Raw genomic sequence first — 13,558 nt, forward strand, 5'->3', positions numbered from 1 at the left:
AGATATAAAGTTGTCTTAAATATTTGTTGAGAATGTAAGGCGCATAGTGGAATAATCTAAATTAGGAGACTAATTATCAGGGTTATGGAGCGCAACATTCCAGTTTTTGGCAGTAGGTTAAGAAACAATATAGTAACGGTGCCAGAGGTCATTTCTCAATGCTCTGGCATTCGTGTTTTTGGGCAATCTATAAAGTCGTTTTTGTTTAGTACGGACGTAGCTATTATAAGAAATACCAATGCCAATGCAATTATAGCGGTATATCCGTTTACACCGCAACCGGTAATATCAAATGCTTTGATATTGGCTGCCGACAAGCCTATATTTTGTGGGGTCGGTGGCGGTTTAACAACCGGGGTACGGTCTTTAGAATTGGCAATACATGCAGAATTTCAAGGTGCTTTAGGGGTGGTTTTAAATAAGCCTACCCCAAACAGCCTTATTACGATGCTTAAGGAAAAAATTGATATACCGGTAACCATTACGGTGGTTTCGGAAAAAGATGATATTAAAGGTAGAATAGATGCAGGTGTGGATATATTCAATGTATCCGGCGCAGCTAAAACTGCAGATATCATCAAAAAAATTAGGGATTTAAATGATAAGGTTGCCATCATTGCCACGGGTGGAAAATCTGACGATTCTATAGTTGAAGCAATAGATGCCGGGGCAAATGCAATATCGTATACACCACCAAGTACAGGTGAACTGTTCAAGGAAATAATGGAGAAATATCGCGCTGAAGAAAATGCTTAGTTAGAGATGATTACACTACCACCACTAAAGGTAGTACGATATTCAAGCATGTCATAATATCGATTTTCATCATCTGGTCTATTCAATAGTTGACCGGTAAATAAGCTGTATTCATAATCTTCGCAAGAACACGTTGCAATTTGTCCATTTAGCTGCATGGTAGAGCAATCGTTAGGTGCATGATTTGGACAACTGGCCTCAAATGCCCTAAACTGATCAAAACCGGCATTGATGACAAAAACACCTCGTGTACCGGCAAGATCACTTTGAATATATACGGCACTACCCGTATTTGTAAGTGGGCTGTAGGAAGGCAAGTTTAAATTAGCTTCAAAACGAAAGCCTATTTCCTGTAAGTACGGATTTCTGTTGGTTCCATCATTGCTACAAGCAGTGATAATCAATAGAATTAGGATACTTAATCTTCTGAACATGCTATAATTTTGTTTTCAATAACTTCAACAAATGTGCGTAAAATTTATGTATATTTGTGTTAAATCCTCTCTTAAAAAGCCGAATTAACAGGCATTTGCAGAGGATTTGTCTATTTATAAAACGAGGAGGTTATGAGTAATATATCATACTATACTGTCGAAGGGTTAAAAAAACTAAAGGCAGAACTAGATCATTTAAGAGATGTTGAGCGCCCAAAGGCGTCTCAAGCAATTGCAGAAGCAAGAGATAAAGGCGATTTGTCAGAAAACGCAGAATATGATGCTGCAAAAGAAGCACAAGGTTTGTTGGAAATGAAAATTTCCAAGATGGAAAATACCGTGGCCAATGCACGTATAATTGATGAGTCGCAATTAGATACCTCTAAGGTATTGGTACTTTCTACCGTAAAGCTTAAAAACCAAAATAATGGTATGGAAATGACCTATAAATTGGTAGCGGAAAGTGAGGCGGATCTTAAAACGGGTAAAATATCTGTAAGCTCACCAATTGGCAAAGGTCTTTTAGGAAAAAAAGTGGGAGATACTGCTGAAATCACTGTTCCTAGCGGAGCAATAAAATTTGAAATTCTTGAAATAACAAGAGCTTAAATTTTTTAAATAACTATATTTAATCCTATCCTTTTGAAAAGGGTAGGATTTTTTATTTCCATTAAATAGTAAACGATTATGCCAACGATTTTTACCAAGATCATAAATGGTGAAATACCATGTTTTAAAGTAGCTGAAGATGAAAATTTCTTAGCATTCTTAGATATCAACCCAAACGCTAAAGGGCACACCTTGTGTATACCTAAAAAAGAGGTAAATAAAATATTGGACTTGGATGAAGAAACGTACTTGGGTCTCATGTCATTTTCAAGAAAAGTGGGCAAGGCTCTGGAAAAAACTGTTGAATGTAAGCGAATTGGTATGTCTGTTATTGGGTTAGAGGTACCGCATGTGCATGTTCATTTAATTCCGTTGAACGAAATGAAAAATGCAACTTTTCAATACAAGGTAAAATTAAGTAATGAGGAACTGGCAGACTTGGCCCAGGAAATTGGAGCTAAGATTTAAATGGCGCCAGAAATAAAAAGGTAAACAGCTCCTGCGACCAAGGCGATCATAACTAACAAAAGCCCATAAAATAATAGTGTTGGTTTAGATGATTTTTTAACTGGAACAGCCGTTTTTTGATAATAGTTGAACATTCGCTCTATATCATCCGTCCAACTTACTGGGTAGATTGTAGTGTGGCACGTATTGCAAACTAATTTATTGCTGAGGTCTCCAGTAATTTTATGAAAAAAGCTACCGTAGGTGTGTTTTTGATAAAAAGTAAGACTTAAATCCTGATTAAAACACTCCGGACAGTTATTGGTCAGTTGAGCTTCTTTAATAACTTCAAATTTTTCCTTCGCCATAATTAGTGAACCACTTTTAAAGAAATTTGCATTATAGTTCCTTCTTTGCCAGATGATAACACCTTTATTTTTCCATCGTGATACTCTTCCACAATTCGTTTAACCAAAGAAAGTCCTAAGCCCCAACCTCTCTTTTTTGAGGTGAAACCGGGTGTAAAGATACTATTATAGTTGCTTTTTGAAATACCGTGCCCGGTATCGGCAATTAAAATATTCACGAATTTATGATCTGGTACTATTTCAATGGCAATGCTGCCCTTGCCTCGCATGGCATCAATTCCGTTTTTAACCAAGTTTTCAATAGTCCAATTGTATAATGAACTGTTGAGCATAACGGGTAAGTGGTCCACTTTAGAGCTAAAAGAAAAGTGAATAAGTTTAGAACTTCTTCTTTTCAAATAATCAAAAGCATCTTGTGTTTCTTTTACAATATCACTTTCAACAAGTTTTGGCAATGACCCAATTTTGGAAAAACGTTCGGTAATGGTCTGTAGCCGGTCAATATCCTTTTCAATTTCTTTGGTAATACTTGGGTTAATGTCTTCAGATTTTAAAAGTTCGTTCCATCCTAAAAGAGAAGATAAGGGAGTGCCAATTTGGTGGGCGGTCTCTTTGGCCATACCTGCCCATAATTTATTCTGTTCAGCAGCTTTATTGGTCTTGAACAGAAAATAGATCACGGCGGCAAAAAGAAAAATAATAAGAAGTAAGGCAATAGGGTAAAACTTCAGCTTGGTTAAAACGTCAGAATTGCCGTAATACAAAGTGGCTAAATGTTCGCCTTGCTGATCAATTGAAATAGGGGTGTTTTCATTCTTGAATTTTTTTAGTTGACTTTGAATGTAGGCGGAGTCCTGTGCTTTGTTTGGCGGAAAATTATTCACCCTTATAGACTTGTCCTTGTTTATAAGGATCATTGGGGTAGAAGTGTTGTTTTGAAATACCTTTAAATGAAGACTGCCTAAATCTACAGTTTCAGAGGATTGCAAAAATTCTGATTGCGCAGTAGCCCAAATCTCCATTTTTAAACGCTCTTCCTCTTTAAATTGTTTAAAAAAGCTATTGGTATTCCATAAGATTAGACTAACCACAACAAAGGAGCCTACCAATAGAAAAATGTTGGAAATTTTGTTTTTAGGGATAAAGTTCATCCAATAGTTATCTAATACTAAAGATAACCCTAATTGTGAATAATTGTTGTGTTGTAATCAATGTACCGTGTTTTATTACCGCTTCATTTTATGTATTTTTGAAATCTATTGTAAAAAGAGTTCAAGATGGAAATAGAAGGTAAAGTTAAGTTGATAGGTGAAACCCAAACGTTTGGGTCTAATGGGTTTAGAAAAAGAGAGTTGGTCGTTACTACAGACGAGCAATATCCACAGCATATCATGATAGAATTTGTTCAAGATAAATGTGATTTGTTGAACAGTTATGCCGTAGGGCAAGATGTAAAAGTTAGTATTAATCTTAGAGGAAGAGAGTGGACAAATCCTCAAGGTCAGGTAAAATATTTTAACTCAATTCAAGGCTGGAGGATAGAATATTTATCTCAACAAGCACCGGCACCAGGTATGCCACCAGTACCACCAATGGAGGCATTTGAACCAGCTGATAATTTAAACGAAGAGGATCATGATGATCTTCCGTTTTAATAATTATAGCACAATAAAATAAGGGGTACTGTCCTTTAAATAAAAAACTTGTTTAGCTTAAAAAGTTGAACAAGTTTTTTTGTTTTCACACCTTTGGTTAATTTGAACAAAAACGAAAAAGCCTCAAAAAGAATCATGTACTTTATAACTGATGAACTTGTCTTTCCGCCCGTGGAAAATGCCAATGTTGAAGGCTTGTTGGCTGTTGGTGGCGATCTTTCCCCAGAGCGGTTGTTGTTGGCCTACCAAAACGGAATTTTTCCATGGTTTGATAACGATTCTATAATATTATGGTGGAGTCCGGATCCTAGAATGGTGCTATTTCCAAATGAGATTAAGGTCTCTAAAAGCATGAAAAAAGTAATACGAAACAAGCAATTTAGGCTTACTAAAAATACTTGTTTTGAAAGGGTTCTAGAATATTGTTCTTCCGTACCAAGAGAAGGGCAAGACGGTACATGGATTACCGAAGCAATGATAACCGCATATATTAAGTTACATAAAAATGGCATTGCCCAATCGTATGAGGTTTGGGAAGAAGATAAACTGGTAGGGGGCTTGTACGGTGTTGATCTAGGTCATGTATTTTGTGGAGAAAGCATGTTCAGTCTTACATCTAATGCATCAAAGTTTGCCTTTATTAAACTAGCGGAGGAATTGTCTCTAAATGAGTATAAGGTAATAGACTGCCAATTGCACACCGATCATTTGGCCAGTATGGGAGCCAAAGAAATTGCAAGAAAAGATTTTATGGCAATCTTAAAGTGATATAACCAAACTATTTAAAAAGAGAAAAACGTGTTCAGTTTTTTCAGTGTAATTCTCCATTCTGAACTGTACGCCCAATTGTGCTTTTAAATGGTTTGAAATAGACCAACCTACTTGCGATGTTATGCGTTGGTCATACATTGCTTTGGCATTTTTTTCAATGCTTAATAAAGATTCTGTGGTAGCCACTAAGTATGGTTCTCCAATATCTGTTCTTAAACCTTTTAAGGGAATGTCAATGGCAAAACGATATCTAAAACGATGAATAAGTGTAGAAGGTTGTATGCGCTGCTCAATTCTAAACCGGTTACCAAAGCGGACGCTATTGGTAATTTTGGTAATGTTGAATTGTTGCGTTAACCGTAGTTCATTTTCCTTGTCATTTTCAAATGCTTCTCTAAATCTATATTGTACTCCTAAGCCTATGCTCTTATAGGGATCTATTGTTAAAGAGGAAAAATGGGCTATTTCTATTTGGCGTACAGTTAACTGAGATTTGTTATTGTGATAGGTATAATTTCTATTTGATAAAGAAAAATTTTGTTTAAATAAAGGGGTTACTTTGTAGTTTAAAGCTACTTCAGGCTCCCAATATGCAACAGTGTTATTTTGAGATTGAACATAACGTACACATAAGAACAGCAATAAGGTAAAAATGAACCGAAATCTAGTACAATACATGGTCATAGTTAGGAGGAAGAGAGGTTCTTATATCCATAAAATTTCCATCAGCATCAAATAGAATCTCATAATCTAAATAGCCTTTTTCTTTTCTTCCAACAACTACCAGTTCGTAATTGTTAGAGGGTAGTATCAAGTTTTGAAATGCGTTTTTAAAAGTGTGATCAATAGGATCGGTATTTGAAGGATATTGCTGTTGCAACCTTTTAATACGATATTTAGTGAAATTATTGTTCAAATACTCTTCTATTCTGGCATAGGTATCATTAGGTATATCGTCTGGTTTAATTAGTATTTCAATATCTTCAAGATTGCCTTTTTTATCAAACTCAATGCTGTACCAAAGCTTGTCTTTTTTCAATTTCGCCTCATAACTAACTTTAGTGCTATCCGTCTCCTTATAGAACTTAATACGCCTATAATCTGTAACATTTTCTTCTATGGTAGAGATAGCAACAGCAGGAAACTGAGATTTTAAAATACGATGTTCCCTTTCGTATTTATACTGAGCCTGCCCAAACTGACTGTAAAAAAACAGAGTGGTTATTAGTAATAGCGTTTGAATATTTTTCATAATAACGGTGTTATGTTACTTACACTTCAGTGTATCTAAAACAATCTAGTTGATGATCATTTACCATGCCAGTGGCCTGCATAAACGCATAAATAATAGTACTGCCCACAAACTTAAAACCGCGCTTTTTTAGGTCTTTACTAATGGCATCTGATATGGGTGTATTGGCAGGGGCATCTTTGTAATTTACTACTTTGTTCTTAATAGGTTCATTGTTTACAAATTCCCAAATATAACTACTGAAACTACCAAATTCTTTCTGAATTTCCATGTAGGCAATGGCATTGGTTACCGTTGCCCTAACTTTTAATTTGTTTCTGATAATGCCCTCATCTTGTAGTAAAGAGAGGATTTTGGTTTCAGGATATTTAGCAATTTTTTTATAATCGAAATGATCGAATGCAACCCTAAAATTTTCTCGTCTTTTTAAAATAGTGATCCAGCTTAAACCAGCTTGAAAGGTTTCCAACACTAAAAACTCGAACAGCAAATCATCGTCTTTAACGGGTACGCCCCATTCTTGGTCATGATATGCTTCATAAAGCGTATCGCCCTTGCACCAACCGCATCTTACTGGTTCCATAGAAAGTTTCTTTAATGACAAAAGTATTTAAAAAGATCAGAACATGCATTTACCTATAATTTGGTAGTATAGTTTTTAATTTCTTTTAAACCCCATTAAAGAAAGTTTAAATTTAAGTTAATAGTTGTTAAACTATTATTAGTTGATAGTAATACTATTATATTTGCATTTTATGTAATTAATAGTATTATGGATATGCTGTTGCAAGGGGTGCGGATAAAAGTTAATGAGAAACTTTATTTAAAGGACCCTGAATCTTCTGGACTAGGTAAAAAAATCGTTGAGTACAGTATTCAAATGATCAACGAAATTGGTTTTGAAAGGTTTACTTTTAAAAAGCTAGGTCATCAAATAGGTTCTAACGAGAGTTCTATTTATAGATATTTTGAAAACAAACATAAATTACTTGTTTACCTAACCTCTTGGTACTGGGGGTGGATGGAATATCAATTGGTCTTTGCAACGCACAGTATCAAAAATCCAAAAGAAAAATTATTAAAGTCCATTATTATCATAACTAGGGAAATCAAGGAAGATTCCGCATTTTCTCATGTCAATGAGGTCTTTTTAAATCAAATTGTAATCAATGAATACTCTAAAGCTTATTTGACCAAGGAAGTAGACGAAGAGAATAAAGAAGGTTATTACGCTATATATAAAAGATTGGTAGGGCGTTTGTCTACTATGATTTCCGAGGTTGATGCAGATTATGAATATCCTACGAGTTTAGCAAGCACCATTTTGGAAAATGGTTTGCACCAACATTATTTAAGAGAGCACTTTCCGTCACTTACAGATTGTAATAAGAAAGTGACACCAACACAATATTTGACCCACCTTGTATTCAATACATTAAAACAACACTTAAATGAGTAAAAACATACTAACTGCCTGGCAGCGTTTTTTAGGACTGTTAAAACTGGATAAAAAGGATATTTTTCAAGTTTTCTATTATGCCATATTCGCGGGGGTCGTCAACCTATCGTTACCATTGGGTATACAGGCAATAATAAACTTAATGCAAGGTGCCCAAATTAGTTCATCTTGGATCGTATTGGTCATTTTGGTGACATTGGGTGTTGCTTTTGTTGGTGTGCTGCAGCTTATGCAAATAAGAATAATTGAAAATGTACAGCAAAAGATATTTACTAGGGCATCTTTTGAGTTTGCATATCGTTTTCCTAAAATTAAGATGAGCGAACTGCACAATTACTATCCGCCAGAATTGGCAAATAGGTTTTTTGATACCTTGACTATTCAAAAATCGTTATCAAAAGTATTGATAGATTTTCCAGCGGCATTACTGCAGATTGTTTTTGGGTTATTGCTACTATCGTTTTATCACCCATTTTTTATTGTTTACGGTATGTTGTTGCTGTTGTTGATTTATGTGGTGTTCAAGTTTACTGCTCAAAGAGGTCTGGATACGAGTTTAGATGAATCTAAGAGTAAATATAAAATTGCGCACTGGCTTCAAGAGATAGCCAGGTCTATAGTAAGTTTTAAGTTATCTGGTAAAACATCTCACGCATTGGATAAAAATGATACCCTCGTAGTCAATTACCTCAATGCAAGGGAAAGTCATTTTAGGGTTTTGGTATTGCAGTTTATTCAAATGATCGGGTTCAAGGTTTTGGTCACCGCAGGTCTTTTATTGATTGGTGGATTATTGGTGCTTAATCAAGAGATGAACATTGGTCAGTTCGTAGCGGCCGAAATTATTATTCTTTTAGTAATCGGTTCGGTTGAAAAATTAATCTTAGGATTGGAAACGTTTTATGATTTATTGACATCTCTAGAAAAGATGGGGCAAGTGGTAGACAAAGAACTAGAGGCTCAAGAAGGAGAAAAACCATTTATGGAGAACCAGGCTTTTACTGTTGAGCTAAGTGAAATATCTTACAGTGTACCACAGCCAAAAAGACAAATAATTAAAGATTTAAGTTTAACCATATCCCCTAGTTGTACTATTCTTCTAAGGGGTAATAGTGGTTCTGGTAAAAACACTTTATTGCGTTTAATTGCGGGAATCATTGAGCCAGACAGTGGTGGTGTTTACGTGAACGGAGTTTCGTTAAAAGGTATGAACCTTAATTATTACCGTTCGCACTTAGGTCAATCATTACCGGAAGAATCCCCATTTGAGGGTACGATCTTGAACAACATCACCTTTGGTGATAAAGAGACCACAAATGAGCAAGTGTATTGGGCGTTAGATAAAGTAGGACTTACGGATTTTGTGAAAAAACAACCAGAAGGTCTTAATACGGTATTGTACCCTGAAGGTAAACAGATTCCATATACCGTGTCAAAAAAGATAGTGTTGGCTAGAAGTATTGTCCGTAAACCAAAACTGCTCATTCTTAAAGACCCGCTTGATCAGTTCAATGTAGATGAAGCAGACCGTATTTTGAGTTTTTTAAGTGATCCAGCTAACGGTTGGGCATTACTTGTAGTAAGTGAGAACGATAAGTGGATCAAAAAATGTTCGCGTATCATAACCATGGAAAAAGGACAGATTATTAACGAAATCCAAGGAAAAGATGCTTAATATATCTCATAACAAACTTAACCAGAAAGTCTCTATAGATAGATTCAAATCGGTACAGAAGGTAAACCACAAGAGGCACTACAAGCATTTTAATAGGTTTCTTTTGGCATTTGCCGTGGTAGGTGTCATAGTACTGTTTTTGCCTTGGACGCAGACCATAACCGCTAGAGGTAATTTAACTACGTTGACCCCGGGGCAAAGACCTCAAACTATTCAATCACAAATACCGGGTAGAATAGAACAATGGTATGTACAAGAAGGAGATTATGTAGAAAAAGGAGATACCATATTGTTCATTTCTGAAGTGAAATCAGAATATTTTGATCCAGATTTAGTGGAGCGCACAGGGCAACAATTAAAATCTAAGAGTTCATCTGTAACCTCATATGGTGAAAAGGTGAAGTCGTTGGACAATCAAGTTGCGGCACTTATCAATGAAAGAAGGTTAAAACTTGAGCAAGCAAAGAACAAGCTGCTACAGGCCAAATTAAAGGCACAAAGCGATAGTATTGATTTTGAGGCCGCTAAGACAAATATTCAAATTGCTGAAAGACAGTTTCAAAGAACTGTGCAATTAGAGAGCGAAGGTTTAAAAGCGGTAACAGATGTTGAGGCAAAACGGTTGAAATTGCAAGAAACCCAAGCAAAGTTGCTCTCGCAAGAGAACAAATTATTGGCGGCCAAGAACGAAATAATCAATGCGGAAGTAGAGATCAATAGTGTTCAAGCATCATATACAGATAAGATTTCAAAGGCACAGAGCGATAAGTTTACGGCGATGTCCAATCAATTTGATTCTGAGGCTCAGGTCAGTAAGTTGGAGAATGATTATACCAATTATAAAATGAGGAGTGAGCTGCGTTATATTAAGGCACCGCAAAATGGGTATATCAATAAGGTATTAACAGCAGGTATAGGAGAAACGTTTAAAGAAGGCACGCCGTTGGTAGGTATTATGCCGGCAGATTATGATATGGCGGTTGAAACTTTTGTGGCGCCAATAGACTTGCCTTTGATTCATTTAGGAGAAAGTGTTAGAATACAATTTGATGGTTGGCCGGCTATCGTTTTCAGCGGATGGCCAAATGCATCATATGGTACCTATGCGGGCAAAGTGGTAGCTATAGAAACGTTTATAAACCCTAATGGTAAATATAGGGTGCTTTTATCTCCGGATGAAGAAGATCAAGCATGGCCAGATGCCTTGCGTGTTGGTTCAGGGGCAAATACTATTGCCTTATTGGAAGATGTGCCTATTTGGTATGAGCTTTGGCGTCAGTTAAATGGTTTTCCACCTAACTATTACCAACCTGAAGGTGCCCAGGACAAACCCGTAAAAAAATAATGATGAGAAGCATTTTTTTCTTTTTCTGTATATGTGCCGGTTTTTTTGTGTCGGCCCAAACGGTAGATTCTGTCCAGCTAGGGTTTAAAGAGTATTTAGGATATGTAAAAAAGTACCATCCTATTACTAAACAAGCTGAGATGGTAATGAGCGTTGGGCAAGCAAATCTAATGAAGGCCCGTGGTGGGTTTGATCCCAAAATAGCGGTAGATTATGCAACTAAAGAATTTAAGGGAACGGAATATTATGATCTTTTAAATACTACGTTTAAAATTCCTACCTGGTATGGTATAGAATTAAAAGGCGAGTTTGAGCAGTACTCTGGAGAATACTTGAACGCAGAGCGAAATGTACCTGATGATGGATTGTACAGTGCCGGGGTTGCCCTTTCTCTAGGACGTGGTTCATGGATCAATGAGCGTATGGCAACCGTAAAGAAGGCAAAGTTTTTTAGGGAGCAGTCTAAAGCCGATAGGGATCTATTGGTCAATCAAATTTTGTTCGATGCTTCATTGGCATATTTCAATTGGTTGCAGGCTTATAGAAATAGTATATTGTTCAATGATTTTTTAGAGAACGCTAAAGTAAGGTTAGAGGGGGTCAATAAAAGTGCCAACGCTGGTGAAATTGCTGCTATTGATACCGTTGAGGCTAAAATTGCCGTACAAAACAGAGCTTTGGAAAGAGAGCAGGCTAATGTAGTTTTACGTAACGCAAAATTGGAGCTTTCCAATTTTCTCTGGATGGGAGATAATATACCTATGGAATTACAACCAGGTGTGGTGCCAGAACTGTCTTTAGATGTAGAGATAGATCAAGCTTTGGAAATTTTAGGTAAACCTTTAGATAGTTTTGACCTTGAAAATCATCCTAAGCTAAAATCCTTAGGGTATAAAATAGATGGTTTACGCGTAGATAAGCGATTAAAAACAAATAAACTATTACCTAAAATTGACGTTGAATATAAGTTTATTACTGAAACGCCCGAGTATTTAAATTCATTGGAAACCCAAAATTATAAGGGTGGTTTAAATTTTGAGTTGCCTTTATTTTTAAGAAAAGAACGGGGAGATTTGAAATTGGCTAAACTGAAATTAAGGGATGCACAGTTTGAGTTAGATAACGCCGAGGTGCAAATTCAAAATAAGGTATTGGCTATATATAATGAGTTGGCTTCTTTTGAAAATCAGAATATTTTAATAGATGATATCGTTGCCAGTTATGAGGCGTTGCTAGCAGCGGAAGAACGAAAATTCAGTTTTGGGGAGAGCTCGTTGTTTTTGATCAATTCAAGGGAATCAAAGTTAATAGATGCGGTCTTAAAACAGAATCAAGTAGAAAATAAATATTTTACGGCGAAGGCCAAATTATTCAACAGCCTGGCCGTCAATCCTGAAAATTTGTAAGTATTCTATTTGTAACGCTACTAATGTGATCGATCAAGATATTTTAAAGTAAGCATTATGGAGTTATTATTGGAAGATATTAAAGCAAAGGGATTAAATAACGGTTATAGTTATGCCGAGTATAGGGCATTGGTTTCTGACCTAGCTGAAAAAGGAGCGTCTACCGGCCCTGAGCAAACTGAAGCACTTTCACAATATACCCAATTGAATAACAGCCGTATGCGTAGGTGGGATAAAACCTTAAAATTTACCGATGAGGTTGTTGACAAGATAAAGTCTGTGGATCAAAAAGTTTTATGGGTAGTATTATCAGAGAGCTGGTGTGGCGATGCTTCTCCTGCGCTGCCAGTTATGCATAAATTCACTGAAATCAATCCTAATATATCATTATCTATAATCTTAAGAGATGAGAACTTACATATTATGGATCAATTTTTGACCAATGGAGGTAGGTCAATACCAAAATTAATTGCCGTTGATGTTAAAGAAAATATGGTTGCGGCTACATGGGGTCCAAGATCTAAAAAGGCAACTAAGCTAGTGGAAGATTATAAGTCGGAGTACGGTAAACTAACGCCTGAATTTAAACAGGATCTTCAAATTTTTTACAATAAGGATAAGGGGCAAAGTATAGTTCAAGATCTGCTGGAATTACTTCCCTTGAAATAAATAGGTAATAGTGCCTTTTTGGGAATCTTTTTCAGAACTGTTGAATCTTGCTTTCAAAGCATAATTAATGGCGTTTTCAACAAGACATCCGTTAGATGTTCCAGAACTTTTTGCATTGTAATCTGCTTCGGTTACATAGCCTAGTGCATTTACTTCTATATTGATAACAACTTTTCCCCCTTCAATACAAGTGTATATTGGTGGGGGTAATTTATAATTATTTCTATCAACTAAAGAATAGGATACAGACGTTCGTCTGGCGGCAAGGTTATTGGTAAATTCTTTTTTTTGCGCTTCCTTTTCTCCTAAAAGCTGCTTTTTTTCTTCTCTCTTTTTGGCCAAGGCCTTTACCCTTTCAGAATAACCAGAATCGGAAATCATACTTTCAGTAGGGTCACCGTCACTCATTTCACTACGTTCTTCCATCAGCTCTTCTAAAGTCTGTAATGGTTCTGGGTTACCGTAGCTAGGTTTTGCGGTTTCGTTAAAAGCTAAATGACTTTTTATTGGATCGGCTTTCATTTCTTCATCAACCGGATCTTCTTCTTTGAGAATTTCTTCCAATACCTCTGGGTCCATGATCATTTCAACCACATAGTCTTCGTGAGATTCCTCTTGGCCACCGAACTGAATACCAAACAAAACCAGCACTACAATAGACAGGCTAAAGGTAGTGGCAAGTAATGATAATTGTTTTCTGTTCAGATTCATG

The 13,558-nt window shown here is 36.2% G+C and carries 17 protein-coding genes; 10 read left to right on the plus strand and 7 right to left on the minus strand.

All coding sequences use genetic code 11. From position 1 onward, the window contains the following. The first annotated feature begins 84 nt into the window (after window positions 1-84). Window positions 85-756, plus strand: a complete 672-nt coding sequence (locus B2Z27_RS19055) for a hydrolase (RefSeq protein WP_099190943.1) — start codon at window positions 85-87, stop codon at window positions 754-756. On the opposite strand, the gene B2Z27_RS19060 is transcribed toward B2Z27_RS19055, so the two are convergent. After that, window positions 753-1,190 carry a hypothetical protein gene (locus B2Z27_RS19060; RefSeq protein ID WP_074670299.1) on the minus strand — a complete coding sequence of 146 codons (438 nt, stop codon included), beginning with the start codon at window positions 1,188-1,190 and terminating at the stop codon, window positions 753-755. The two genes, B2Z27_RS19055 and B2Z27_RS19060, sit on opposite strands and share 4 nt — an antisense overlap. 132 nt (window positions 1,191-1,322) lie before the next feature. Here B2Z27_RS19060 and greA point away from each other — a divergent pair, with 132 nt between their 5' ends. Continuing rightward, on the plus strand, window positions 1,323-1,799 hold the full coding sequence (gene greA, locus B2Z27_RS19065; protein WP_058104901.1) for a transcription elongation factor GreA: 477 nt from the start codon (window positions 1,323-1,325) through the stop codon (window positions 1,797-1,799). A 78-nt stretch (window positions 1,800-1,877) separates the two neighbouring features. Then, window positions 1,878-2,267, plus strand: coding sequence for an HIT family protein (locus B2Z27_RS19070; RefSeq protein WP_286814862.1), 390 nt, complete (start codon window positions 1,878-1,880; stop codon window positions 2,265-2,267). Here B2Z27_RS19070 and B2Z27_RS19075 read toward each other — a convergent pair. After that, window positions 2,264-2,614, minus strand: coding sequence for a hypothetical protein (locus tag B2Z27_RS19075; protein ID WP_286814863.1), 351 nt, complete (start codon window positions 2,612-2,614; stop codon window positions 2,264-2,266). The two genes, B2Z27_RS19070 and B2Z27_RS19075, sit on opposite strands and share 4 nt — an antisense overlap. A 2-nt stretch (window positions 2,615-2,616) precedes the next feature. Next, the gene (locus B2Z27_RS19080; RefSeq protein ID WP_058104904.1) at window positions 2,617-3,765 is read right to left on the minus strand and encodes a sensor histidine kinase; all 1,149 of its coding nucleotides are present in this window, start codon (window positions 3,763-3,765) and stop codon (window positions 2,617-2,619) included. A gap of 126 nt (window positions 3,766-3,891) precedes the next feature. Between B2Z27_RS19080 and B2Z27_RS19085 the strand changes: the two genes are divergently transcribed. Beyond that, window positions 3,892-4,269, plus strand: a complete 378-nt coding sequence (locus B2Z27_RS19085) for a DUF3127 domain-containing protein (RefSeq protein ID WP_286814864.1) — start codon at window positions 3,892-3,894, stop codon at window positions 4,267-4,269. 135 nt (window positions 4,270-4,404) lie between these two features. After that, the gene (gene aat, locus B2Z27_RS19090) at window positions 4,405-5,037 is read left to right on the plus strand and encodes a leucyl/phenylalanyl-tRNA--protein transferase (protein WP_286814865.1); all 633 of its coding nucleotides are present in this window, start codon (window positions 4,405-4,407) and stop codon (window positions 5,035-5,037) included. Here aat and B2Z27_RS19095 read toward each other — a convergent pair. From B2Z27_RS19095 to B2Z27_RS19105, 3 genes are read right to left on the minus strand one after another with little or no spacing between them, the layout of a single operon-like run. After that, window positions 5,029-5,718 carry a DUF2490 domain-containing protein gene (locus B2Z27_RS19095; protein WP_286814866.1) on the minus strand — a complete coding sequence of 230 codons (690 nt, stop codon included), beginning with the start codon at window positions 5,716-5,718 and terminating at the stop codon, window positions 5,029-5,031. The two genes, aat and B2Z27_RS19095, sit on opposite strands and share 9 nt — an antisense overlap. Continuing rightward, a complete protein-coding gene (locus B2Z27_RS19100) occupies window positions 5,705-6,292 on the minus strand; it encodes a hypothetical protein (protein WP_286814867.1) in 588 nt (195 codons plus the stop codon). The genes B2Z27_RS19095 and B2Z27_RS19100 overlap by 14 nt, the downstream gene beginning before the upstream one ends. 19 nt (window positions 6,293-6,311) lie before the next feature. Then, window positions 6,312-6,875, minus strand: coding sequence for a DNA-3-methyladenine glycosylase I (locus tag B2Z27_RS19105; RefSeq protein WP_286814868.1), 564 nt, complete (start codon window positions 6,873-6,875; stop codon window positions 6,312-6,314). Between the two features lie 189 nt (window positions 6,876-7,064). Here B2Z27_RS19105 and B2Z27_RS19110 point away from each other — a divergent pair, with 189 nt between their 5' ends. Genes B2Z27_RS19110 through B2Z27_RS19130 form a run of 5 tightly spaced genes read left to right on the plus strand, consistent with a single transcriptional unit; the run spans window position 7,065 to window position 12,846 of the window. Continuing rightward, window positions 7,065-7,751, plus strand: a complete 687-nt coding sequence (locus B2Z27_RS19110) for a TetR/AcrR family transcriptional regulator (protein ID WP_286814869.1) — start codon at window positions 7,065-7,067, stop codon at window positions 7,749-7,751. After that, the gene (locus tag B2Z27_RS19115; RefSeq protein ID WP_286814870.1) at window positions 7,744-9,426 is read left to right on the plus strand and encodes a peptidase domain-containing ABC transporter; all 1,683 of its coding nucleotides are present in this window, start codon (window positions 7,744-7,746) and stop codon (window positions 9,424-9,426) included. Before B2Z27_RS19110 ends, B2Z27_RS19115 begins: the two co-directional genes overlap by 8 nt. Then, entirely contained in the window at window positions 9,419-10,771 is a 1,353-nt protein-coding gene (locus tag B2Z27_RS19120) for an HlyD family secretion protein (protein ID WP_286814871.1), read from the plus strand. The genes B2Z27_RS19115 and B2Z27_RS19120 overlap by 8 nt, the downstream gene beginning before the upstream one ends. Next, entirely contained in the window at window positions 10,771-12,177 is a 1,407-nt protein-coding gene (locus B2Z27_RS19125) for a TolC family protein (RefSeq protein ID WP_244745295.1), read from the plus strand. The genes B2Z27_RS19120 and B2Z27_RS19125 overlap by 1 nt, the downstream gene beginning before the upstream one ends. Window positions 12,178-12,234: 57 nt before the next feature. Continuing rightward, window positions 12,235-12,846 carry a thioredoxin family protein gene (locus B2Z27_RS19130; protein WP_286814872.1) on the plus strand — a complete coding sequence of 204 codons (612 nt, stop codon included), beginning with the start codon at window positions 12,235-12,237 and terminating at the stop codon, window positions 12,844-12,846. Here B2Z27_RS19130 and B2Z27_RS19135 read toward each other — a convergent pair. Beyond that, window positions 12,829-13,557, minus strand: coding sequence for a hypothetical protein (locus tag B2Z27_RS19135; protein ID WP_215997063.1), 729 nt, complete (start codon window positions 13,555-13,557; stop codon window positions 12,829-12,831). The genes B2Z27_RS19130 and B2Z27_RS19135 overlap by 18 nt on opposite strands. Window position 13,558 lies beyond the last annotated feature (1 nt).

The organism is Maribacter sp. UBA3344, assembly GCF_002362375.1.
GTDB classification, from domain to species: domain Bacteria; phylum Bacteroidota; class Bacteroidia; order Flavobacteriales; family Flavobacteriaceae; genus Maribacter; species Maribacter dokdonensis.